General features: G+C 39.4%; 27 protein-coding genes. 11 read left to right on the forward strand and 16 right to left on the reverse strand.

The window, feature by feature from the left end:
* Positions 1-43: 43 nt before the first annotated feature.
* Positions 44-1,369, reverse strand: a complete 1,326-nt coding sequence (locus SAE01_RS05570; protein ID WP_147202665.1) for an exo-beta-N-acetylmuramidase NamZ family protein — start codon at positions 1,367-1,369, stop codon at positions 44-46.
* 183 nt (positions 1,370-1,552) lie between these two features.
* Here SAE01_RS05570 and SAE01_RS05575 point away from each other — a divergent pair, with 183 nt between their 5' ends.
* Positions 1,553-2,011: an FKBP-type peptidyl-prolyl cis-trans isomerase gene (locus SAE01_RS05575; RefSeq protein ID WP_147202666.1), complete on the forward strand. Its 459-nt coding sequence runs from the start codon at positions 1,553-1,555 to the stop codon at positions 2,009-2,011.
* Positions 2,012-2,174: 163 nt separating this feature from the next.
* On the opposite strand, the gene SAE01_RS05580 is transcribed toward SAE01_RS05575, so the two are convergent.
* Together SAE01_RS05580 and SAE01_RS05585 are read right to left on the reverse strand one after the other, a co-directional pair.
* Positions 2,175-2,735, reverse strand: coding sequence for a hypothetical protein (locus tag SAE01_RS05580; RefSeq protein ID WP_147202667.1), 561 nt, complete (start codon positions 2,733-2,735; stop codon positions 2,175-2,177).
* Positions 2,736-2,788: 53 nt separating this feature from the next.
* A complete protein-coding gene (locus SAE01_RS05585) occupies positions 2,789-3,655 on the reverse strand; it encodes a CPBP family intramembrane glutamic endopeptidase (RefSeq protein ID WP_147202668.1) in 867 nt (288 codons plus the stop codon).
* 314 nt (positions 3,656-3,969) lie between these two features.
* On the opposite strand from SAE01_RS05585, the gene pepT reads away from it, so the two are divergent.
* The 5 genes from pepT to SAE01_RS05610 all read left to right on the forward strand — a co-directional run bounded on the left by pepT (position 3,970) and on the right by SAE01_RS05610 (position 8,556).
* Positions 3,970-5,217: a peptidase T gene (pepT, locus tag SAE01_RS05590; protein ID WP_147202669.1), complete on the forward strand. Its 1,248-nt coding sequence runs from the start codon at positions 3,970-3,972 to the stop codon at positions 5,215-5,217.
* Between the two features lie 43 nt (positions 5,218-5,260).
* Entirely contained in the window at positions 5,261-5,827 is a 567-nt protein-coding gene (locus tag SAE01_RS05595) for a Uma2 family endonuclease (RefSeq protein WP_147202670.1), read from the forward strand.
* Between the two features lie 135 nt (positions 5,828-5,962).
* Positions 5,963-6,892 (forward strand): SPFH domain-containing protein, encoded by a 930-nt coding sequence (locus SAE01_RS05600; RefSeq protein ID WP_147202671.1) that lies wholly within the window; start codon positions 5,963-5,965, stop codon positions 6,890-6,892.
* Between the two features lie 360 nt (positions 6,893-7,252).
* On the forward strand, positions 7,253-7,951 hold the full coding sequence (locus SAE01_RS05605; RefSeq protein ID WP_147202672.1) for a MotA/TolQ/ExbB proton channel family protein: 699 nt from the start codon (positions 7,253-7,255) through the stop codon (positions 7,949-7,951).
* Positions 7,952-8,148: 197 nt separating this feature from the next.
* Complete coding sequence (locus tag SAE01_RS05610; protein ID WP_147202673.1) at positions 8,149-8,556, forward strand: ExbD/TolR family protein; 408 nt, start codon at positions 8,149-8,151, stop codon at positions 8,554-8,556.
* 24 nt (positions 8,557-8,580) lie between these two features.
* Here SAE01_RS05610 and prmC read toward each other — a convergent pair whose 3' ends face one another.
* Positions 8,581-9,441 (reverse strand): peptide chain release factor N(5)-glutamine methyltransferase, encoded by an 861-nt coding sequence (gene prmC, locus SAE01_RS05615; RefSeq protein WP_147202674.1) that lies wholly within the window; start codon positions 9,439-9,441, stop codon positions 8,581-8,583.
* Between the two features lie 47 nt (positions 9,442-9,488).
* On the opposite strand from prmC, the gene ribD reads away from it, so the two are divergent.
* On the forward strand, positions 9,489-10,541 hold the full coding sequence (gene ribD / locus SAE01_RS05620) for a bifunctional diaminohydroxyphosphoribosylaminopyrimidine deaminase/5-amino-6-(5-phosphoribosylamino)uracil reductase RibD (RefSeq protein ID WP_147202675.1): 1,053 nt from the start codon (positions 9,489-9,491) through the stop codon (positions 10,539-10,541).
* Positions 10,542-10,546: 5 nt separating this feature from the next.
* Positions 10,547-11,185: an IMPACT family protein gene (locus tag SAE01_RS05625; RefSeq protein WP_246113166.1), complete on the forward strand. Its 639-nt coding sequence runs from the start codon at positions 10,547-10,549 to the stop codon at positions 11,183-11,185.
* Between the two features lie 72 nt (positions 11,186-11,257).
* Here the strand turns inward: SAE01_RS05625 and SAE01_RS05630 are convergent, their stop codons facing one another.
* The 7 genes from SAE01_RS05630 to bamJ all read right to left on the reverse strand — a co-directional run bounded on the left by SAE01_RS05630 (position 11,258) and on the right by bamJ (position 16,257).
* Positions 11,258-12,145 carry a 3-hydroxybutyryl-CoA dehydrogenase gene (locus SAE01_RS05630; RefSeq protein ID WP_147202676.1) on the reverse strand — a complete coding sequence of 296 codons (888 nt, stop codon included), beginning with the start codon at positions 12,143-12,145 and terminating at the stop codon, positions 11,258-11,260.
* Between the two features lie 92 nt (positions 12,146-12,237).
* Positions 12,238-12,777 (reverse strand): hypothetical protein, encoded by a 540-nt coding sequence (locus tag SAE01_RS05635; protein WP_147202677.1) that lies wholly within the window; start codon positions 12,775-12,777, stop codon positions 12,238-12,240.
* 180 nt (positions 12,778-12,957) lie between these two features.
* A complete protein-coding gene (locus SAE01_RS05640) occupies positions 12,958-13,656 on the reverse strand; it encodes a Mut7-C RNAse domain-containing protein (protein WP_218029097.1) in 699 nt (232 codons plus the stop codon).
* A 67-nt stretch (positions 13,657-13,723) separates the two neighbouring features.
* Entirely contained in the window at positions 13,724-14,284 is a 561-nt protein-coding gene (locus SAE01_RS05645) for a DUF1003 domain-containing protein (protein ID WP_147202678.1), read from the reverse strand.
* 44 nt (positions 14,285-14,328) lie between these two features.
* A complete protein-coding gene (locus tag SAE01_RS05650; protein ID WP_218029098.1) occupies positions 14,329-15,270 on the reverse strand; it encodes an SMP-30/gluconolactonase/LRE family protein in 942 nt (313 codons plus the stop codon).
* Positions 15,271-15,302: 32 nt separating this feature from the next.
* Positions 15,303-15,788, reverse strand: a complete 486-nt coding sequence (locus SAE01_RS05655) for a hypothetical protein (RefSeq protein ID WP_147202679.1) — start codon at positions 15,786-15,788, stop codon at positions 15,303-15,305.
* A 34-nt stretch (positions 15,789-15,822) separates the two neighbouring features.
* Positions 15,823-16,257 carry a BamJ family beta-barrel-assembly machinery protein gene (gene bamJ, locus SAE01_RS05660; protein ID WP_147202680.1) on the reverse strand — a complete coding sequence of 145 codons (435 nt, stop codon included), beginning with the start codon at positions 16,255-16,257 and terminating at the stop codon, positions 15,823-15,825.
* A gap of 87 nt (positions 16,258-16,344) precedes the next feature.
* Between bamJ and SAE01_RS05665 the strand changes: the two genes are divergently transcribed.
* Positions 16,345-17,373, forward strand: a complete 1,029-nt coding sequence (locus SAE01_RS05665) for a potassium channel family protein (RefSeq protein WP_147202681.1) — start codon at positions 16,345-16,347, stop codon at positions 17,371-17,373.
* 9 nt (positions 17,374-17,382) lie between these two features.
* A complete protein-coding gene (locus SAE01_RS05670; protein WP_246113167.1) occupies positions 17,383-17,826 on the forward strand; it encodes an acyl-CoA thioesterase in 444 nt (147 codons plus the stop codon).
* Between the two features lie 74 nt (positions 17,827-17,900).
* Here SAE01_RS05670 and SAE01_RS05675 read toward each other — a convergent pair whose 3' ends face one another.
* Both SAE01_RS05675 and SAE01_RS05680 read right to left on the reverse strand, forming a co-directional pair.
* Positions 17,901-18,653 carry a YdcF family protein gene (locus tag SAE01_RS05675; protein ID WP_147202683.1) on the reverse strand — a complete coding sequence of 251 codons (753 nt, stop codon included), beginning with the start codon at positions 18,651-18,653 and terminating at the stop codon, positions 17,901-17,903.
* Between the two features lie 158 nt (positions 18,654-18,811).
* Positions 18,812-19,699 carry a diacylglycerol/lipid kinase family protein gene (locus SAE01_RS05680; protein WP_147202684.1) on the reverse strand — a complete coding sequence of 296 codons (888 nt, stop codon included), beginning with the start codon at positions 19,697-19,699 and terminating at the stop codon, positions 18,812-18,814.
* Positions 19,700-19,728: 29 nt separating this feature from the next.
* Between SAE01_RS05680 and SAE01_RS05685 the strand changes: the two genes are divergently transcribed.
* Complete coding sequence (locus tag SAE01_RS05685; RefSeq protein ID WP_147202685.1) at positions 19,729-20,817, forward strand: App1 family protein phosphatidate phosphatase; 1,089 nt, start codon at positions 19,729-19,731, stop codon at positions 20,815-20,817.
* 84 nt (positions 20,818-20,901) lie between these two features.
* On the opposite strand, the gene SAE01_RS05690 is transcribed toward SAE01_RS05685, so the two are convergent.
* From SAE01_RS05690 to secG, 3 genes are all read right to left on the reverse strand, one after another.
* The gene (locus tag SAE01_RS05690; RefSeq protein WP_170234085.1) at positions 20,902-21,870 is read right to left on the reverse strand and encodes a YihY/virulence factor BrkB family protein; all 969 of its coding nucleotides are present in this window, start codon (positions 21,868-21,870) and stop codon (positions 20,902-20,904) included.
* Positions 21,867-22,913, reverse strand: coding sequence for an endolytic transglycosylase MltG (gene mltG, locus SAE01_RS05695; RefSeq protein WP_170234086.1), 1,047 nt, complete (start codon positions 22,911-22,913; stop codon positions 21,867-21,869). Before mltG ends, SAE01_RS05690 begins: the two co-directional genes overlap by 4 nt.
* 80 nt (positions 22,914-22,993) lie before the next feature.
* Complete coding sequence (secG, locus tag SAE01_RS05700; RefSeq protein ID WP_147202688.1) at positions 22,994-23,347, reverse strand: preprotein translocase subunit SecG; 354 nt, start codon at positions 23,345-23,347, stop codon at positions 22,994-22,996.
* Position 23,348 lies beyond the last annotated feature (1 nt).

A 23,348-nucleotide genomic window follows, 5' to 3' on the forward strand; every position in this document is an offset into this window, starting at 1 on the left:
ATGAAGTTTTTTAAATTAGCTTGGTAAATTTTCTTTTAGGAAATTAGGTGGCCTCAAAATCAGGATACATCAAATACTTTTTTCTTTTCTTTTTAAAAGCTTCCAGTTTTGGTTGCCAGCTTGCCCTTATTTCCTTTTCAGATTTCCCGTCTATTATCTGTTGCATTAGTTCTGCATTGCCCGCAAGTTTATTAAAGAAAAAGTCTGCAGGTTTCGGATTCGCCTTGCTTGCCTTCAGGAAAAAATTCGCTTTATCAGGAAACAATTTGTAGGCGTTCAACAAATATTTTAGTTGGATTTTGTTATCTATCTGTTGCAGTATTTGCTCGTTCGTTCCTGACAGATTCCAGCCGTAGCAAAGTTGGTCTTTCAGCTTTGGACTATTTGAGCCCGCATTTGCTACAGGGGTAAAAGCGTATAAATTTTTTGGTAACGAAGGATGGCCAAAAATCTGGAATGGCTTGTCGGTGCCTCGTCCTTCATTCAATGCAGTTCCTTCAAAAAAGCAGGTGGAAGGGTACCAATAAATGGAGCCCGCGTCAGGCAAGTTGGGTGAAGGCTTTATGGGCAAAATATACTTGCTTTTATGAGTATAGTTGCGGCATTTGATAACGGTTATGTTCAATCCATTGCCTTTTCTTTTAGCGGTGTCAGAAGCATTGTTTACAATTCTCATCATCCAAGATGCCATTATATTTTTATCAAATAGTCCTTCCCCTACAAGAAAATTCGCGTATTCTCCAATGGTCATTCCGTACACCACAGGCACAGGTTGCATACCTATAAAACTCTTAAAAGCAGTGTCAAGCACAGGGCCGTCGACATAAAATCCGTTTGGATTTGGACGATCTAAAATGATGAGGGGTTTATCAAACTCCATCGCGCTTTCTATAAAGTCCTGCAACGAAGAAATGTATGTATAGAACCGCACCCCCACATCCTGTATATCAAAAAGCAGGACGTCCACGTTTGCCAGGTCTTCTTCAGAAGGCTTTCTTTTTGATCCGTACAACGAGATAACAGGAATACCGGTTTTTGCATCCGTGTAATTATCAACATGCGCCCCTGCGTTTGCGTCTCCTCTGAAGCCGTGTTCTGGACCAAAAATTTTGCTGATAGTAATGCCCAATTTTTTGAGAGTGTCAACCAAATGAGTGTTGTTGATGGTAGCCGTATTGTTTGCAAAAATGGCAACTCTCTTGCCTTTTAGCAAGGGCAAATATTCACTTACCTGGTAGGCGCCAGGCAGAATTTTTTTAGCTGGCGAAGTAGCAGGTGAAAGCTTTGCAGTGCTTTGCTTAGTCTTTTGAGCAGACGTAATTATCATGCAAAAAAGGCTGATAACTAAAGGCAAAGATGCTTTTTTCATGGTTCCTGTTTGTATAAGTAATCATCAAATTTAATTTGACAATTCTTTTTTAAACAGTTTATTTTGGCCCGCATTTCCTTTGCGTTTTCTGAGCTTGCTTTTTAGGGATATGTAGAATTCCAGTGGCAAGATTGTTGTGCGGAAAAAGATATAGTAAGGTTTTTACAATTAAACAGTAACAATATGGAACAAGTAAAAAATGGTGACACTGTCAGGGTTCACTATCACGGAAAATTAAATGATGGCACTACTTTCGACAGTAGCGAAGGCCGCGAACCACTTGAATTTGAGGTAGGTAGCGGCAACGTTATTGCGGGTTTTGATAGTGGCGTGACCGGTATGCAGGTAGGAGAGAAGAAGACCATAAACATTCCGGTAGACGAAGCTTATGGACAGAAACAAGACGACCTTTTGATGGAGTTCCCTCTCGACCGTTTTCCTGCAGATATGCAGCCAGAGGTAGGTATGCAGTTAAACATGAGTAACGGTGCAGGACAAAATTTTCCCGTAGTGATAAGGGAAGTTCGTGAGGACTCAGTCGTGCTGGATGCAAATCATCCCCTGGCTGGCGAAGAACTAACTTTTGATCTTGAACTGGTAGAAATTAAGGGTGGAAAAAGTCCACTTATAATAATGCCTTAGACATTTCTGAAAATACTGATAGTAGGTTGGCCACTGTTGTTGCCAACCTTTTTTTTGTGACAAACTTTAGCCCTCCATTTGACATCGTTGTGTCACTCACTTGTACAATACATTGTTCATTCGCCAAAAAAGCATCTGTACGCTAATAGTTCCTCCACTATAATCACCTCCTTTCTCTTCCTTTATTTAACCACCAACCCAACCAGATGCCCGTTAGTCCCCATGCGGCTAATAAGTCAATTAATTCGGGCCTTATCACGTCCCATGGTGTCTGCAACCAAATGTTGCTATTATAGTAGACGAAGATGAAAATCAAAATGGCAAGGCCGATAGTTTTGAGAAAGATAGTTGCAAATGATCCGCGGTTTTTGCCAAGGAGCCAGATAAAAATCAGTACGGATAGAAAGGCTGTTGTAAAACTGCGAATAGCAGACATGCCCATGTTTGACTTATCAGCAGTATGATAGGTGACGATTGCAAAAGGCTTTCCCTGTCTCCCCTCATCGAATTTTGCCATTTCTTCCTGCGAGGATTTGGGGTTGCTCCTGGGAACGAGGTATTGTCCATCTTCTTTAAACATACCGGCAAGAGCCTGAATAACCTTTTCCTGGTTCTCAACTTGTCTGTAAGCCGACTCCTGGTGATGCATAAACATGTGGGAAACTGCTTGCCACCCAAATAAGATAATAGCGCCAACGATAGCACCTATAATTGCCTTTTTCATATGGGGAATTTAAAGACAATTTAATAATTAACTCGCTGAAAATCAAAAGAAGACTAGATGGCTGACGATTGGTATCTTTTTAAAAAAAGAAACGCAAAAACCGCAATCGCCACAACGAATAAAAGCGGGCAAAGCAATGAACCTTCGAAGCCAAAGGGACCCCCGGTCCAAACTTCCGGGCCTGTAACTGTTTGCTGAAGTATGCTGGTAAGTTTTAAACCACTAACGTCGTATCCTAATACTGGTCCCTGGAAATAATTCCATGCAAAGTGGAAGCAGATACCAAACCAAAGGTTCTTCGTAAAAATGTAATTCAGGCCTAATAAGAGCCCGGCTAAAAGAATATTTACGATGGCAAAAACAGTGACATCGGGATTTGTCTGGTGAAACAGGGCGAACAAAATAGAGGATATAGCCAGGGCTAACCATTTATTTATTGACTGCAAAAGATTGTTCAGAATATACCCACGAAACAACAATTCTTCAACAAAAGCAACAACAATCATCATCACGACTTCTAGCAATAATGGGTTTATATCGAAGGTTGCTGAAAGGAAAGAAATATAGCCGGTGGCAACCAAAATTAGCGAGCCAATACCCAGTATGGCAAGTGCACCAAAGAATCCAAGTCCTGCTTCGTTGCTGTAACCATTCCATTTAAATCCCAGGCTTTCGAAAGATTGTCTATCTACAAACTTTCTCATAAGCCAGGTAACAATGAAAATTGAAAGACCCATTAGGCCATATAAAATCCCAAAGTTTAAAATGCTTGCATCACTGCTCTCGGTACCCACTTTAAACTGATTCATGATTTCATCCCCAAACACCGTGAAAGCATACACAACTAATGAAACAACGATGATGTATATCAAAGCTCTGATCCATCCTTGTTTGATTATTGGCGTACGCGTTGCTTCCATCAAAATGTATTTATAAGATTAGTAATACAAGGATAAGTAAGTTTATTCTTTGTACCAACAGTTATTGATTCGGGATGCAGCCCACTTATTACTTTGAATGAAATACATGCACCTTCCGGAATTTTCAAACATTCAATTTATTTACTTTAAAGCATAAGGAATTGATGCGGTGCCATGAAAAGATGGGGTACAGGTGAGTGACACAACAGAGGCGAAACGAAAGACGAATGCCGGGTATAAAAAATTTAAAAACTCGAGGTTGACATGTTTTAAAAGCTTGAATTGATTAAGCTAATTTGCCAAAAAAAACTATCATGTTTGATACATACGAATACACTTGTGTTGAAAGATTTTTGCGTTACGTTCAGATCGACACTAAAAGTGATCCTCAAAGTTCTACTTCACCTTCAACAGAAAAGCAAAGAAACTTAAGTAAAGTTTTAGTTGAAGAATTAATAGCCATGGGTGTGGAAGATGCCTATGTAGATGAGTTTGGGTACGTGTATGCTACCATCCAATCTAATACAGATAAGAAAGTTCCGGTGGTTTGTTTTTGTAGTCATGTAGATACTGCACCCGACTGTAGTGGCACAAATGTGAAACCTATTTTGCACAAAAATTACGATGGAAAAGACATTGTACTGCCTGATGATGCAACCCAGGTTTTGAGCGTAAATGACTGTAAATATCTGGCAGAACATGCGGGTGATAGCATTATAACTGCAAGCGGAGCAACGTTGTTAGGCGCTGATGATAAAGCAGGGGTTGCGGAAATAATGGACTTTGCTAACTTCCTCATGACACATCCGGAGGTGAAGCATGGTGCAATAAGAATACTATTTACACCGGATGAAGAAATCGGCAAAGGAACAGCTAAACTGGATATGAGTAAACTTGCTGCCGACTTTGGATACACGTTGGATGGAGGCGAATTGGGTACATTGGAAGATGAAACTTTCAGTGCAGATGCCGCCGTTATAACTGTACATGGCGTAATTGCCCATCCCGGTTACGCAAAAAATACTTTGGTTAACGCACTTAAAATAGCAGGAGAAATATTGGCGGCACTGCCAAAAGATGAATTCAGTCCTGAGACAACAGAAAAACGCCAGGGATTTGTGCATCCGGTTCGGGTAGATGGACTGGCTGAAAAAGCCACAATTGAATTTATCGTTCGCGATTTTACCAGAGATGGATTACAGGCAAATGCGGCGAGGCTTCGAAGTATTGCTGAACAAGTTTTGAAGCAGCATCCTAAAGCAAGAATGGAATTCAATGTGACGGAGCAGTATAGAAATATGAAAGAGATAATAGAGCAACATCCGCAAGTTGTTGATTTTGCAGAAGAGGCTTACAGGAGAAGTAATGTTGGGGTTCGTAAGCAAAGTATTCGTGGCGGTACAGATGGGAGTAGGCTAAATTTTATGGGTTTGCCCTGCCCCAATTTATTTACGGGCATGCAAGCAATTCATAGCAAAAAAGAATGGATAGGAGTGAGAGATATGAAGAAAGCTGTTGAGGTAATGGTGAACCTTGTACAGGTTTGGGCCGAAAAGAGCTGATAATTGCAATTACTAATAAAGTTCGATTTTGTATCTTTATTATATGTCTCAACCCGCTGTTAAACATATCACTGACCAGGAATACCTTGCTTTTGAGCGCACGTCGCAGGAAAGGCATGAGTTCTATCGCGGCGAAATTTTTTTAATGAGCGGCGCTTCTTTTAAACACAATATAATTGAAGATAATCTTCGGGTTATTATAGGAGGATTTTTAAAAGGCAAAAAATGCAGGTCGTTTGGCAGCAATTTGCGTATCCATATTCCAAAGAATACTTTATACACTTATCCTGATATTTTAATCGTTTGTGACAAACCCGTCTTTGTAGATAATGAATTTGATACGCTCCTCAATCCTGCAGTCATTATCGAAATTTTATCTCCGTCTACAGGCAACTATGATCGTGGAGCTAAATTCGATTTGTACCGCGAGATTGAATCGTTGAAGGAATATATTCTTATTGATTCTACCTCCACTCATTGTATCCATTACTTGAAAAATGCTGATCTAACGTGGACTTTGTCTGAAGCTAAAAACCTGGCAGATACATTTGAGGTTACTGCAATCGCCCTGCAATTGCAGTTATCGGACGTATATGCAGGAGTCGAATAAATGCTTTTACACCTTCGTCGTTTCCATCAATCTAAAACAGCCGGCTTTCATTGTAGCAAATTTTTCCGTTTGCAATACTATTATAATTACATTTACCCGTTAACCTCATACATCACTTAAAAACAAATAATTATTATGGAGACCTTGTTTTCTTATTGGTGGTTAATTATTATTCTCATTATTATTTTTAGCGGCCTTGTTACTGTAACCCAGGGAACAGTTGCCGTAATAATCATGTTTGGAAAATACCGCCGCATTCTTCGTCCGGGACTTGGTTTTAAGATCCCTTTGCTCGAACAGATTTATAAGCGGGTGAGTATTCAAAACAGATCAGTAGAACTGGAGTTCCAGGCTGTAACAGTTGACCAGGCAAACGTCTATTTCAAATGCATGTTGTTGTACTCTGTACAAAATGAAAATGAGGAAACCATTAAAAGAGTGGCCTTTAAATTCATTAGCGAAAAAGATTTAATGCAGGCACTAATCCGAACAGTTGAGGGTTCGATACGGGCTTTTGTAGCTACAAAAAGACAGGCAGAAATTCTTTTACTTCGCCGCGAAATTATCGAGTTTGTTAAAGAGCAGATTGACCGTTCTTTGGAAGACTGGGGTTATCATTTGCAGGATTTACAGGTGAACGATATAAGGTTTGATCAGCAGATCATGGACAGTATGAGTAGGGTTGTAGCAAGTAATAACCTGAAAGCTGCTGCTGAAAACGAAGGCCAGGCCTTATTGATTACAAAAACAAAAGGCGCCGAAGCAGAAGGTAACGCAATAAAGATCGCGGCCGAAGCTGAAAGAGAAGCCGCTCGTTTACGTGGTCAGGGTGTTGCGCTGTTCCGGGAGGAAGTTGCAAAAGGTATGAGCCAGGCTGCAGAACAAATGAAGCAAGCTAACCTTGATACGAATGTTATCCTTTTTAGTATGTGGACAGAAGCTGTAAAGAACTTTGCAGAATATGGAAAAGGAAATATGCTGTTTCTTGATGGCAGTCCGTCAGGTATGGAAAATACAATGAAACAGATTATGGGTATGGTAAAACAGAGTTCAGACAAGAACTAAACTATATGCTCATTTGTGTAAAAGCGCCGGCATTTTCCGGCGCTTTTTTCTTTTTATACACATAGATTAATTATGATAAAAGTGTATAATAGTTTTACTGGTGAGAGGTGATGCAGTCGAAGTAAAAAATAAAAAGTAAAAATTAAAAAGGAAGAGGTCTCTTTTTTTTCCTTTTGCCTTTTTACTTATCGTACTGAGCGAAGTGATACTTCGCAATTAATAAACTGCAAAACTTTAACAGCACCGCAAGCAGCAGGATGAAATCAAAGCGATTACATTCGTTCAACTGTTACTTAACATATTTATCCTTAAAAGTGCAATTGTAGTTTTTACATTTTCACTCGAAAACAACTCTAAAGAATGATGTGGTTATTACTTCAGATTAATACACAACTAGCAGACTCTACAGCCACCGTGGCAGCGGCAACAACAGCTCCTGCACAAATTTCTTTGTGGAGTTTATTAGACAAGGGCGGTTTTATAATGTATCCTTTGTACCTGCTGTTGGTAGGAGCAATCTTCGTTTTTTTCGAACGGTTAATCGCTATCAGGAAAGCAAGCAAGATCGAGGATAATTTTATGAGTATGATCCGCGACAACATTATGACTGGTAATCTTTCCGCAGCCCGCACGCTTGCAAAAAATACCAACAACCCTGTTGCAAGAATTATTGACAAAGGCATTCAGCGAATTGGTAAGCCTATTGACGCAATTGAGAAAAGCATGGAAAATGTTGGAAAGCTTGAAATGTATAAAATGGAGAGAAACCTTAGCATCCTTTCCCTCATTGCGGGTATTGCGCCGATGTTTGGCTTCCTTGGTACTATCGTAGGTATGATACAGTTGTTTTATGGTATCGCCAGCACTGGTAACTTTACTTTGAACGACATAGCCGGTGGTATCTATGTAAAAATGATTACTTCTGGTACTGGTCTGATCATCGGTTTACTTGCATACATTGGTCACAATGTTTTGACTGCACAAATAGATAAAACAGCCAATAAAATGGAAGTCGCCAGCTCAGATTTTATTGATGTACTTCAGGAGCCGACGAGGTAGGGTTGTTAGGTTTAACGTGTAATGTATAGGGTGTAAGGTTTAAGGCTTTTGAGACCTTCTTTCGTAATTCTTATTAAACATTGTTGCGACGCTCCGTTCAACTGTTTCATGTTTGTTGAAGCGAGGTTGGAAGTCTGAAAGAGGTCTAAGGTATTAGCAACATTGAGGATATACTGTTTTAAATATTGTTTTTTACAATGAACATTCGTAGCAAATTTAGAAGACATCCCGAAGTGCACACTGGCGCACTGAACGATATATTGTTTATCCTTTTATTGTTTTTCCTTATTGTATCTACTTTGGCTAATCCCAATGTTATTAAAGTTTCAAATCCGAAAGCGAAAAGTGACACTAAGTCTAAGCAGACAGTAGTGGTGACGGTTGACAAGGATCAGAACATCTACCTTGGGCAGCGACAGATCGGTATGGATCAATTGGAAACAGACTTAAGAGCTTACTTGGCAAAAGACACTACTACAAAAGCTTCTGTTGTTATAAATGGAGACAGTACTTCTCACCTCGGAACTGCAATTAAAGTAATGCAGGTTATAAAGAGGCTGGGTGCTACGCCGGTAATGGCTGTTGATAATAATGGGGTGAAGTAAGTGTTATCAAAGTCGTTGAAGACGTTATGGTCCAGTCGCCTTTACCATTCTATCTTTGCCTTGCATATCTTTTTTAAGGATCACTTCTGTGAAACCACTTCCTTTAAACAGATTAACTACATCTTTTCCTAACGCTTCATTAATTTCGACATACACACTTCCTTCGGTTTTTAGATGTGCCTTCGCAAATTTTACTATTGCTTTATAAAATAAAAGTGCGTCTTCATTAGGAACAAATAAAGCAATTGTGGGCTCGAACTTCAACACGTTATTACGCATTGAGTTTTGCTCGCTCTGTTTTACATATGGTGGATTGCTGACAATAATATTATACTTGCCTAATTGGTTCCATTCTTCCTCATTTAAAAAATCAAGGTGAAGAAAATCAACAAGAACCTTTTGTTCAATCGAATTTAAAATAGCTACCTGTAAAGCGTCGCCAGAGACATCAATCGCTGAAACTGCTACTTCCGGTATTTTTTTTCTGACAGCAATAGGTATACATCCACTACCTGTGCCAATATCAAATAGAGAAATCTCTTTATTACCTGTTTTTTTTATGTCGGTTAATATCCATTCTACCAGCTCTTCCGTTTCGGGCCTTGGAATTAGTACGTTTTCATTAACTCTCAATCTCATCTCCATAAACCACGCTTCTCCCAACACGTATTGAATGGGTCTGTCCTGTAATAATTCACTTGTTATTTTTTCAATCTGTACTTGTTGATCCTGAGATACGGGAATGTCTTTGTACAAGATCCTGTCAATTTTTCGTTGCCCTGTCACGTGTTCTATTACCATATCAGCAATATTTGCTGCCTCCCGGGTTTCGTATACCTCGTATAACTGTGTTAGCAATTGTTGGTAGGCGAGCTGTATAGTCATACTGCAATGCTACTGTTTTTTTAAATTACTTTTGCAGCCTTTCAGCTATGCAAAAACACGAATTATACATGAGCCTTTGCCTTCAACTGGCAAGATTGGGAGCAGGGCATGTTGCGCCTAATCCTATGGTAGGTGCTGTGTTGGTGTATGAGGACAGGATCATCGGGGAGGGATATCACCAGCAATATGGAAAGGCGCACGCTGAAGTTAATTGTATAAACAGTGTAAGAGATGAGGATAAGGGTTTGATTGAAAATTCGGTAATGTATGTATCATTAGAACCTTGTGCACACTTTGGAAAGACACCACCTTGCGCGGATTTAATCATCAAACATAAAATCAAAACTGTCGTCGTCGGAGGCAGAGATCCTTTTGAGCAAGTGGATGGAAAAGGAATCGAGAAACTTGAAAATGCGAGGATCGAAGTAATTAAAGGTGTTTTAGAAAATGATTGTAAAAGCTTGAATCAAAGGTTCTTTACTTTTCATACTAAGAAACGTCCCCACATCATTTTAAAATGGGCACAAAGTAAAAATCATAGAATTGCAAATGCAGATTTTTCAAGGGTTTTAATCAGTAATGGTTATAGCAATCGCCTGGTGCATAAGTGGCGGAGTGAAGAGGCGGCAATTATGGTTGGAACAAATACTGCGTTACAAGATGACCCCGCTCTTAATACCAGGAACTGGACAGGACCATCACCTACGAGACTGGTAGTTGATATGAACTTGAGGTTACCATCTACTTTAAAGGTTTTTGATGGAAATCAAAAAACAATCATTTTTAATGGCGTAAAGAACGAGGAGTTGCAAAACGTAACTTATTATAAAATAGAAAAAGAGCCTTCATTTGTACAATCATTATTAAACGCCTGTTATAAACTTAATATTCAAAGCATTTTAATTGAAGGCGGAAACAAATTGGCCGAGTCGTTCATCAATGAAAACGCATGGGATGAAGCACGGGTAATAGAAAACACACAACTAATTATCGATAATGGTTTGCGTGCACCGCTTCTGTCAAACCATCAACTCGTTTCTTCGGATGCAATTTCAACAGACGTTATTTCTTATTATAAAAATCTCCACAACAAACTTTAAAAAGCTTGCAGCTTGCAGCGAGCAGCTTGTCGCTCCCCATGATTGACTCCTCACATTATCATACTATTGAAAAGCCCTCAACTGCTGAATACAAAGAACGTGGAAGCAAGTTTTTGGCTTATGCTTATCCAATACGTTCGGTTGAAGATTTTAAGAAGTATTTGCAGCTTTTGAAGAAAGAACATCCTAAAGCTGTACATCACTGTTTTGCATATAGACTAGGGTTAGACGGAAATAATTTTAGGGTAAGTGACGACGGAGAACCTTCGGGAACAGCGGGCAAACAAATACTAGGGCAGATAGACAGCAAGCAAATAGTAAACGTGTTGGTAGTAGTAGTGCGGTATTTTGGCGGGACACTACTGGGAGTACCAGGATTAATAAACGCTTATAAAACGGCAACCGCTCTTGCACTTCAACTAACTCCAGTTATACAAAAGCAGGTACTGGTAAATTATACTTTACAGTTTGACTATACGAAAATGAACGACGTAATGATCATTGTCCGCCAATTTGGGTGTGAAGTTATAAAGCAGGAAAGCCAGTTATTTTGTTCACTCGAAATAGGCGTACCTAAAGCCAGGATTAACGAAGTTGAGTTTAAGTTGAAAGAATTGCAGTCGGTAGAGGTTCGGGCTATTTGATTTTTGCAGCTTAAATCATTCAAACTATAACTACTAACCATGTTGGGTCAAGTTCCTTTCTAAGTATGTGTCTCAACTGAAGCGTTTGCTTACCACCAGTTCTTTACTTCCTGCACTGTAGTGATAAAATCCCTCGCCGGATTTTATGCCTTTGAAACCGGCAGTTACCATATTGACCAGCAAGGGACAGGGCGCATACTTCTGATTACCAAATCCCTCGTACAGCACGTTGAGAATACTAAGGCAAACATCCAGACCAATAAAATCTGCGAGTTGCAGCGGACCCATCGGATGTGCCATCCCAAGTTTCATCACTGTATCTATTTCTGTTACTCCAGCAACCCCTTCGTACAAGCTGTAAATCGCTTCATTTATCATTGGCATTAGTATACGGTTAGCAACAAAACCGGGGTAATCGATCACTACGCACGGGACTTTACCTAGTGTTTTACTCAGTTCAACTATGGTATTTGTTACTTCCTGTTTGGTAGAATAACCTGTTATGATCTCCACCAGTTTCATTAGTGGTACTGGGTTCATAAAATGCATCCCAATAATTTGTTCAGGCCTTTTGGTTGCTGCAGCTATTTTAGTTATGGAAATTGATGAGGTATTGCTGGCAAGTATGCAATTAGCAGGAGCAAGTTCGTCGAGTTGCTTAAAAATGTTCAGCTTCAAATCAACATTTTCGGTTGCTGCTTCTACTACCAGCTCAGCATCTTTGACACCTTCGGCTATAGAGGTTGATGAGGCAAGGTTGTTTAAAGCAGTTTTTTTTGCTTCTTCCGTAAGGGTGCCTTTTGATATTTGCCTGTCGAGGTTTTTACTAATAGTCTGTAAAGCTTTTTCAAGTTGCTCCTGCGATACATCAATCAATTTTACAGTAAAGCCGTTTTGGGCAAATACGTGTGCTATGCCGTTGCCCATAGTGCCGGCGCCTATGACAGAAATATTTTGCATGATCTAAGCTTTAAATGATTTAAGGTTGAAAATTGAAAATAGGAAAATTGACCTCTTGAACGGGATTTTTTTACCATCTAAAAATTCCTACACTACTGTACACTTATACTAATCTTGACGTTTAGTTTTAAATATTTTTTGGTCGGTTTCCTGTTCTTCCAGAAAAGGTTGTACGATAAATCGGAACCTCTTAGATAGTTACTGATGTCGGGGGTGTTGGCGGGAGTAACTGTAATGGAGTCAGAATAAGTTTCAGGAAAATTTATGGTAGTAATGTCGGTTGAAGCTGTGTCGGTATAAATGCGCATGCGGGCGGTTTCAAAATTAGAAAGGTTGGTACTTTCATCTGCGTTTAAAGCTTTAATAACCATTTTTTTGATTTTTACAAAATGCACTGCATCTGCTCCAAAAGTATTCGCTGTGTTTGCCTTGATCGTACTATCCATATTGATATGCGTCTTCAGTGCACCAACAGGAATTTCTTTATCAGTTACAATTGGCAGGGGAGGAACTGTTAGATTTATATCAGGAATATTGACATTAAATGCCGGCAGAAGCTTTTGCTTAATCTCGTTGCAAGTACAGCTTACAAACAGCATTAAAATAAGTAGAACAGCACCCGCATTTTTCATCGTTGACTCCTTTGCTCTTTAATTTGCAATAGCTATACCATAAAGACGGTAGTAACAATTTAAGCTGTTGGCGGAAAAGGTAAGTTTTAGTTTTAAAGTAGCTGCTATACAATTTGATGTACAAGGGAGTGACACAACGAAAGTAGCAAGACGAACAAATGCCGGCTACAAAAAAAGACTTTAATCAGTATAATAAGTCTTTATCTTCTTTAGCATGTTTTCGTAATGCGAGCCTTTCCAGTACACTTTTCCGCAGCCCTTGCATTGATAAAACTCATTGAAATACTCTTTTGTTTTTGGAGGCAGTTGTAACAGTATATTTTCTTTCTCCACTGGTTCTATAATGCCATTACAATCAATGCACCTTTTAAATGGATGGATGCTCTCAGCAAGATTATAGCGGCCAATAACTTCTGACAGCTGTTCCTGTATGAGTTGCGACCTCAGCCAGTATCCCCATTTTATTTTCTTGTGTTTCAGTAGTCCTATATCCCGGGTAAGTACAACACAGTTTTCCCTTTGTGCAATGTCCGCTACTTGTTGATCGTTCCAATTGTTTTCGTAAAAGGTGTCGATGCCGAGCATTCGCAATTCGCGGGCAAGTTTACCCAAGTGAACATCTGCAATAAAACTAACAGGATTGGGTAGGGGAGGGATAACAGAGTCCGTTGAAAGGCTGGCAATATTTACGACGGGAAAAACATCTGCACGATCATTTCTGCGTAGCGTGTAGGAAAAATCAACGGGAGCGCCGTTGACAATAATTTCATTTACTTCCGTATGAGGAATTCCGTTCGCTTCAATTGCATCTTTAATGGACGGGCTGCCATTAAACCAATATTCGATGTTGGAGTTTACGAGCAGGTGAAAGGAAATCACTGAGGGAATTGTAAAAACGAAAAACCGCAGCGTTTTCCATAATAATAATCGTAGTTAGAAAGGCTACCTAGTACTCTATTCCATTTTGGCTAACGATCTCTTGTTTGTGTTTGTCGATCGTATCTAAAACTTTCTCAGGAGTAATTTCTGTGGTAAGGTCGTCGTAGTCGTGATTGTTCGCTTCTTCAATATTCAATTTTCGTCCAATTTCTGAAACCAGCGTCAGCAGCCTTGTTATTTCGTGTTCGGCAAGTAGACTCACCTGTAAGTCGAGGTTAGCTCTTTTATCGGCCAGCTTATTCATCCGGTTTTGGCGGATCAATACAAAAGTTGATAAAAAGATAGCTTCTACAGAAGCTATTGTACTCAACCCTGTAAAGCCTGGGTCAATTGGTTTTATGCTTGTTAAACCCGCATTCCAAATTACATAGAGACCAAAAAGAATGAGGTGGATGTATACAAAACGCATTGAACCGGTAAACCCGGTAATCTTGTCTGCTATATGTTCGTCGCGGGTTTTTTCTTTTTCTTCGTTTTGCCTAAGTTTTACTAGCTCCTTAATGTTGCGATCCATCACTCCAGCCATCTCTTTATTTGAGACATCTGAATTATTATTTTGATCTCCCATACAATATGAATTTAATTATAGGAACAAAACGGTCGTAAAAGTGTTCATTTTGAACCCACACCTTTAACTTTTAACGGCACTGTGTACACTGCCTGGGAAGCAGTAATGAACAATTGATCTTTATTTTTTCCGCCGATACAAACATTTGCGGACCATTTTTCAGGAATATCTATGTGTTCAATTTTCTTTCCGTTTTTATCATATACAGTCACACCGTTGCCTGAGAGATAGATGTTTCCTTTTTTATCAATTGTCATTCCATCGGAACCTTGTTCGGCGAAAACCTCCCGGTTGCTTAATGAACCGTCTTTTTCAATTTTGTATTTATAAGTTTTATTGCCACCAATGTCTGCTACATACAAAGTCTTTCCATTGGGGGAACCAATTATACCATTTGGCTTTTTGATAGTTGAATCAACGGGAATGGGCTGGGTGGCATTTTTAGGAAGATAATACACTCGTTCAGCCGCTATACGTTCCCCTGGCCTCGTCCACCAAGGCCGTTTGTATAAGGGATCGGTAAAATAAAGACCGCCTTTGGGGTGAACCCATACGTCGTTCGGTCCATTTAGTAATTGTCCTTTAAAATCAGACATCAAAACCGTTACTTTCTTTTGCGGGTCTATTGACCACATTTCGTTTCGTTCATCTGCGCACGAAATCAAATTTCCCTTTTTGTCAAAATACATTCCGTTAGAACGGCCTGTCTTATCCATGAATAAGGAGAGGTTTCCTTCTGTATCGTACTTCCATATTTTATCGTTGGGTTGGTCGGTAAAATAAATATCTCCTTTTTTGTCTGCTGTCGGACCCTCAGTAAAAGAAAACTGTTTTGAAATTAATTTTGGTGTAGCACCGTCAGCTACAATCTTTGTTTCCTTGTTATTTTTCAAGGTGTCTGAATTTTGAAAACACCAACCATCAATCGAAATAGACATCGAAGCAAGGATGCAAGGGAGAAAAAAGAACTGGTAGCGATATTTCATTGCAAGAATTTTACTAGTAAAAAGGTTGATACCTATAAGCCAGGCGTTATTGTCTTTTCTTTAATGCCATCTTTATAAAAGCTAGCAACAGTAATACTACTACTTTTAGGAACTGTTGCTACGACGAACGGTGTCTGTTCATAAGTCCTACCAGCGGAGGTGTCTGCTATTGAGTAATAAATTCTTAGTTCGTTGCCTGCTATTGCTGCTTTTTGTATGTATGGAGAAACAACTTTTTGGGTTGGTTTAAAGATGATGGCAACAACAGACTGGCTCGAAAAATCTGGGACAACAGCAGTTCCGGGTGAAGCCTTGGTCATGTAAAACATCTTCTCGAATTCATTCTGATTTCGAATGAAGGCATAGCTAACATCGTCCTTAAACGTCTGCTGAGGATTTAATAAATAGTTATACAAAGTGACAAATCCGATAGTTGAAGAAGTAGCTTGCCGGGGACCACTACAAGCAATAATGGTTGAAATATAACAAGCTACTACTATCAATCTTTTTACGGCCATTCTGCTCAATTTAAAAAATCTCTGCAAACTAACGCTAACCTATTCCGAGCAACTCAACGTCAAATATTAAAGTACTGTTTGGACCGATAACAGCGCCGGTTTGTCTTTCGCCATAAGCAAGGGAAGGATGCAAAAACAACCTGTACTTGCTGCCGACAGACATTAATTGAAGCGCTTCTGTCCATCCTTTAATAACCATATTTAAAGGGAAAGTTGCAGGTTGCCCTCTTTGCACCGAGCTATCGAAAATAGTTCCATCTATCAAAGTACCATGATAATGACATTTTACTTTGTCTGTAGCTTTCGGCTTCGGGCCGCTTCCTTCAGTTAAGACTTCATATTGCAGACCGCTTGCAGTAGTGTGCACCGCGTCTCTTTTCTTATTCTCTTCAAGAAAATCTTCGCCTGCTTTTAAGTTAGCAGAAAGCTTGTCGCCTTTGGCCTGGTTAAGTTTATCGAATAGTGACATAGTTGATTTTTTAGAGGGTGCAATGTATCGAAAAACCTTTGTTGGAAGTTTGAGAAGGGGGTTATATTTTAGTTGAAACTAATGTGAGTGAATTTTAGAAGATTAATTTTTCTAACATCTATAATTGTATTTGTAATTGTAATCGGTACAACGGGCTTCATGTATATTGAAAATTATAGTTTTCTTGATGCCCTGTATATGACCATTATAACTATTAGTACAATAGGATATAATGAAGTTCATCACCTAAGCAATGCCGGCCGTATATTCAACATTCTGCTGATTGGGTCAAGCCTTACCACAACCGCATTTGCCATTACAATGTTGACCCGATATGTGGTAGATGGAGAAATTAATCTTTACTTTAAACATCGCCGAATGAATACAGCAATTAATAGTCTGGAGAACCATGTAATTCTTTGTGGTTACGGACGCAATGGAAAACAGGCGGCCGCCACGCTGTGCCAGCATAAGGTGCAGTTTGTGGTGATAGAAATAAACGTTGATCGAATAGAGGAAGATATTTTGCACGGAAAAAAGCTGCTGTATGTTAAGGGGAATGCAACGGAAGATGAAACGCTGATACGTGCGGGGATAAAAAGGGCTAAGGCATTAATTACTGCTTTACCTGCTGACGCCGACAACGTGTTTATAGTGCTAACAGCACGCACAGCTAACAGCAAAATTCAAATTATCAGTCGCGCGTCGCATGCGAGTTCAGCGCCGAAACTGAGAAAGGCGGGAGCTGATAATGTTATCCTTCCTGATAAAATCGGCGGTATGCACATGGCAACGCTGGTTACTAAACCTGATGTAATAGAATTTATAGATTACCTCTCCAGCGCTGATGGAGAGTCAATTCATCTTGAAGCAGTCGGATACGAAGTATTGCCAACTGATCTGAAAGATAAATCGCTCCATGAAATAATGGCCTGGCGCAAAACTGGTGTAAATTGTTTAGGCGTGAAAAGTGCGGAAGGAAAATTTGTGATCAATCCACCGGAGGCAACGGCGATAACGGTGGGCATGAAGGTAATTATACTTGGAACTAAGGAACAAATACAGGCGATGAAAGGAAATGTGGAGGCTAGTAGAACTATCACTAAAACGAACTGATAAGTAATAATGAGTTATAGCAAACCCGTAGAAATAAGATGGAGTGATCTTGATCCAAATTTTCATGTAAAACACTCGGCCTATTATGATTTTGGTGCGTACGTGAGAATGAGTTTGTTAACAGAGGTAGGTCTTAGTACAGAGGTATTGATGCAACACCAGCTAGGACCGATCTTGTTTAGAGAAGAATGTTTATTTAAAAGAGAAATTCAATTTCAAGACAAGGTTTCCATCAATGTTGTTTTAAAGCAATGTACTGCTACCTATAGTCGCTGGACAATGCAACATGAAATAATTAAAAACGGGGATACGGTTGCAGCAATCGTTACCGTTGATGGGGCCTGGATGGACATTGTAAAACGTAAACTAACAGTCCCACCTGACTTTATCATATCGGTTATGGATAAAATACCAAGAGCTGAAGATTTTAGATTAATTGAAAGAAAGTCTTGAAATGGTCGATAGTAGTAATTCAATTGATAAGGTAGTAGGTAGCACAAGCGCAGCAATGCCGCTAGCTCTGTGGATTACACTTTTCCAAAAACCCTGTACCCAATAAGCCCAACTACCTCTTTCAAATAAGTACTCCAGCTAAAGATGGTGCCGACTGCAGGAACGAAATAATCGGCAAAATCAAACTTACTCTCAAAAACATAATAATTACAGGGGAAGGGAATAACAGAAAGTCCTGCTTTCCTAAAAACTCTTTCTGCCCTTGGAATATGCATAGCTGAAGTAACTAAAACAAAGGGAGGATGTAGACGTAAAGAGTCAATAATTCTTTTCGAGAACAGGGCGTTTTCGAACGTAGACTTTGAAGCATTTTCAACCAAAATGTCGCCAGCAGGAATACCAAGCTCAATCATTTTCTTGTACTGGAAATCTGCATCTCTCGGCTGGTTAGGCCCATTGCTTCCCCCGCTGACAATGATCCTTTTTATCTTTCCGGTTTTATATAAGATGCACGTTTCAATAAAACGGTCCGAAGACATGTTGAAATAGCCTCTCCCATATTTATCAAAACTCGAACTGCCGCCTAATACAATTCCCGCTTCATACGGTGCCCTATTGACCAGGTCTACCGGCTTTGGCTGCCATGCGTTAACTAACGTGACATAGATGTACTCATTGCCAAAAAATAAGATCATCAGCACTACTGTTACAATAAGCCTTTTTTTAATGGTTTTTGATTTTGTAAGAAATATCCAAATCAAAAAAAAGATGATCCAGTTTTGGGGAGCTATGAGAAAGTATGCAAGTTTTGAAATGAGGTTATACATTCCGGGGCTTTAAAAAGAAAGTAAGGTTTTAGGCTCAACTACACAGAACGTCTTTAAGTGGTAAATATGATGCGCGATGAATGAAATCTATAAGAGTGCGACGCAAGAATGCACCATAGAAATATGAAGTTGGTAAAAAAAAATTTTTAGTGGTATCGTTAACCCTCTTCGGGAACGAGAATATTTAGTTGGCCCGGAAGTATTTGGGCCGACACTTCTTTCACTTTGCCTATGTATTCGCCATCTACCTGGAAGTGTACTTTTCTACTTGTGTGTATGCGAACAGCCTCAGCATGTATAACTTCTATTTTTTTAGGATCAAGCGTTTTCGGTGTGATCCATCTTTTTAACAGCGTTCCAATACCAATATGTTTGATGATTACGACTTCAAAAAGACCATCGTATAAATCTCCATTAGGGTTAATGACAGCACCCGTTCCGTACTTACTTGCATTGGCTAATACAACCATAAATGCATCCCTCTTTATCTCGCCCTCTTTTGATTTTATGATCACACGAATATTCTGGGTATTAAAAAGAACCCTGAGCGCAACCTTCGCGTAGCCCAGTTTGCCCCGCATATTTCCCTCTTCAAAATATTTTACAAGGCGGGCATTTAACCCGATATCACTCAAGTGGAGGCAAAGTTGATTATTAATCGAGATCGCATCAGCTTTTTTGACCCGGCCATTTTCTATAATTTTTAAAGCTTGATCGACAGCTTCGGGAATATTTAATTCTCTCGCCATACCATTAGCAGAGCCTGCCGGAACAATCCCCAAAATAATATCTGTACCTATAATTTTTTTGGCAACCATGCTTACGGTTCCATCACCGCCGACAGCAACTACTATCTGTGGTTTAAACTTCTCAATGTGTTTCTCCAAACACTGCGCATTATTTTTGTCGCTTATTAAAAAGAGATCAATTTTATGTGGAAGTGCCACGAAGTATTTTTCGATGGCGTCCTGGTGATCTTTTTTGTCTTTCCCGCCTGAGATTGGATTGACAACAAACAAGATTGTAGTTATTGTTGTTTGAGTCATTTTGTGTTAATTTTCATAGTTTAGTCATTATGCCAATTGCTCCACCTACAGCCAAGATTTCTTTTTTTGATCGATTAGAAAAGAAGTTACTTAATATATTCAGACTCACCAACGAGCCGGTGGTAAAAGTATATCATGGATACGGAAATGTATCACAAATGATTGTCTTTGGCCATGTTTTTAGTTTAAGTCCTTTGCCTCGCAAAAGATACAGAAAGAATTTTTGGACGAATACATTTGCCTTACTCAGGTCCTTTATGGTAGTTCGGATAGCCGATGCAAATGTGCGAATGGTGTGGGGAGGAACTGTATGTGAAACTACGACTGCAAAAGATGGTTTCTTTCGTTTCGAATGGAAGCACCAGGCGGCAATGGCTCCCGGTAGTTATAAGATACAGGTGCAATATTATTCAAAGGAAACCAATGCAGTATTTGCTACAGGTATTGGCTCTGTTATCATCCCTTTCGTAAACCAGTACTCGTTTATCTCGGATATCGACGATACATTTTTGGTTTCACATTCTTCCAACATAAGGAAGCGTTTGTACGTGCTGCTCACCAAGAACGCTCACAGCCGCAAACCTTTTGAAGGCGTTGTTAGCCACTACAAACTCCTCGCGCTTGCACAGACTACTGTCACCAATCCCAATCCTTTTTTTTATGTCTCCAGCAGCGAGTGGAACTTATATGATTTCATAAAAGAGTTTACACGAAAAAATGAACTACCCGAAGGTGTCTTCCTTTTGAGCCAGATAAAAAGACTTGCAGAAGTTTGGAAGACAGGTGCTACAAAGCACAGTACGAAGTTTATGCGTATCGCACGTATTTTCGAAGCATATCCAACACAAAGGTTTGTGTTGTTAGGCGATGACTCTCAGCAAGACCCTATAATTTATGCCGGTATTGTTACGCATTTTCCTGGTCGTGTAATTAGCGTATACCTCCGGCACGTGTATGAGAAAAACCTGACGAACGTAAAAGAGGAAATTAGAAAGATAGAGGCGGCCGGGGTACAAGTTTGTCACTTTGTGCATAGTAAAGAGGCGATTGAACATTCTTATCGGATTGGTTTGATCCAAAAAAATGAGGAGCATACTACGTCGCAGGTGTCAGTGTAATGAGGAAGATTTTTTTAGCCTGCATACCCTCCCTCTTCAACATCGTTGTGTCACACTCTTATACCGTATCTCACTTTTCAACAATTACACTTTCGAAACTCTTCTCAATTCCTTCTGGTTCTTATCTTCTACATGCGACTTTAAAAACGTGATGCTTAGATTCAGTTCGAAGCCTATCAATAAGATCAATGAGTTTAGGTAAATAAGGAGCATAAAAATCAAGATTGTTCCAAGCGAGCCATACACTTTGTTGTAGTTGTTGAAATGGTTCACCCAAAAAGAAAATGCATACGTAGTAGCGATCATAAGGAAAGTTGCAAGAACAGACCCGGGAGTTACCAACGGCCATCTTTTTTTAACCGAAGGAGCATATTTGTAAATAAACGAAATGGAGTAAAAAAACAGTGTAACCGTGAAAATCCATCGCAGGATTGCTATCCATAAAACATCTGAACCTTTCAGTTTTAGCCATTTGATAATATGGTCAAATAGAATTCCCTGGCCTATCAGCAATAAGATTGTCCCCATTAGTAGTCCTAAAACAACTATGGTGAGCCTGATTGCTTTTATTCTTTTGCGTATAAAATTTCTTCTACGGTGTTGCTGATATATGGCATTGTCAAAAGTTCGAATGATACTTAGCATGGCATTGGAAGCGTAAAAAATTACCAGCACAAAACCAAAAGACATTAAACCTACGCGCGGCGTATTAAGGAAGTCCTGCAAAAAGCTATTTACGAAATTGTATGAGTTTTGATTAGGCGTTATACTTCTTGTTAATCGAAGCAATTCTTTTGTAAACTGCTTTGATATAGGCATATAGGGGATGAGTGTAAAAATGCATATCAACACGGCTGGAATGGCCATCGCAAAGTCAAACGATATAGACTTTGCCCTGTTATTAAGTCCTGATTTTTTTATTTGCTCAATAAAAAAAACAAAAGCATCATACAAAGGCACACCATGAAAACCTGGAAGAATAATTTTTTTACTGGTACGGCCAATAAATGAGGCAGGTTTCGATTGTATTATTATCCGTTCAAGCTTTGTCACATCGCACTTTTGGCAGCATTCTGTTTTCTCAAAATCAATTCATCGAGCGCTTTCTGGTATTCCTTTGCATGTTGTAAATGCTCAGCATAGTTAGTGCTAAAGGTATGGTGACCGGAGAAATCACTTTTGGCGACAAAGAACATATAATCTGTTTTAGGGGAATTTAAAACAGCATCAATCGTCTTTGATGAAGGGGTACAAATTGGCCCGGGAGGCAGTCCCCTGTTTCGGTAAGTATTATAAGGAGAAACTACCTGGAGATGTTTCTCATAAATTCTTTTCAGGCTAAAATCGTTTAAAGCAAATTTAATGGTCGGGTCTGCACCAAGAGGCATCCCGGATCTAAACCTGTTTATATACACACTGGCAACATTTCCCTTCTCATCCTGTTGATTGGTTTCTTCCTCCACAATCGAAGCAATGGTATAAATTTGATCAGGAGTAAAACCTAATTTTTCAGCTTTATCCAATCGATTATTTTTCTTCCAAAAGCTTTCGCTTTCACTTTTAAGCCTTCTGAAAATTTTGCTCGGTGAAGTATTCCAGTACAATGTGTAAGTGTTAGGTATGACGATCGTCATGAACGTATTCTCATTTACTTCCAACTTAGCCGCACTATCAGGATTATTAATAAACTCGCTGACCTCGCTCGAGTCAGCTTCGAAATTTTTCGCAATAGTTGAGGCAAGATCTCCTTTTGTTCTAAGTTTATTAATAACGAGCTTAACAGCGGTTTGCCTGTTATTTCTTAGCATTCTTGTTATGTTCAAAAGGCTTTCACCTTTTTTTATTTCAAATCTTCCTGGCTTTAACCGTTTCCAAACGCCTGTTTTCCCAGCCAGTAGCTCAAACAATCCCGGGTGTTTTATCAAGTCATGCTCCTTGATATAGTTCATCACCGAGGCTTCATCAGATTTGCCTGTGTAAACCAGCAAGTATTTCTTGTTTTCATTAAAAGCCGTTGCGCTTCCCATTACCATGTACGCAGCAACTCCTGCTACCAAAACAAATAAAATAAAAAGGAGAATGAGGATTTTTTTCATAACGAAAGCTGAACTAAAATAAATAAAAAGCCCCGTCAACATTGAGACAGGGCAAATATATTAAAAGAGGTTGTTAACCTTTATTTTGTTTGACTCGAAGCTGGCGGCGCTGTTTGTTGTGGTGTAGTTGGTACAGCTTGCCTTGATGGAGAGGTTCCCTGGCTTGTGTTGATTTTATTTAAGATATCGTTGTCATTGCTACCAGCACTGCTAGTCATAAAAAAAGTAGAGAAGATGCATAGCAAAGCTATCAGTATCGAAAAGATCCACGTTCCTTTTTCAAGTACATCGTTCGTTTGTTTTACGCCCATAAACTGGTTGTTAAAACCTGCTATACTTCCTGAAAGTCCACCACCTTTTGGATTTTGAACTAAAATGATAAAACCAAGGATTACACTAGCCAGCACTATTAGAATTAGAAATAAAATTGTCATC

Source organism: Segetibacter aerophilus (genome assembly GCF_007991655.1).
Lineage (GTDB): Bacteria > Bacteroidota > Bacteroidia > Chitinophagales > Chitinophagaceae > Segetibacter > Segetibacter aerophilus.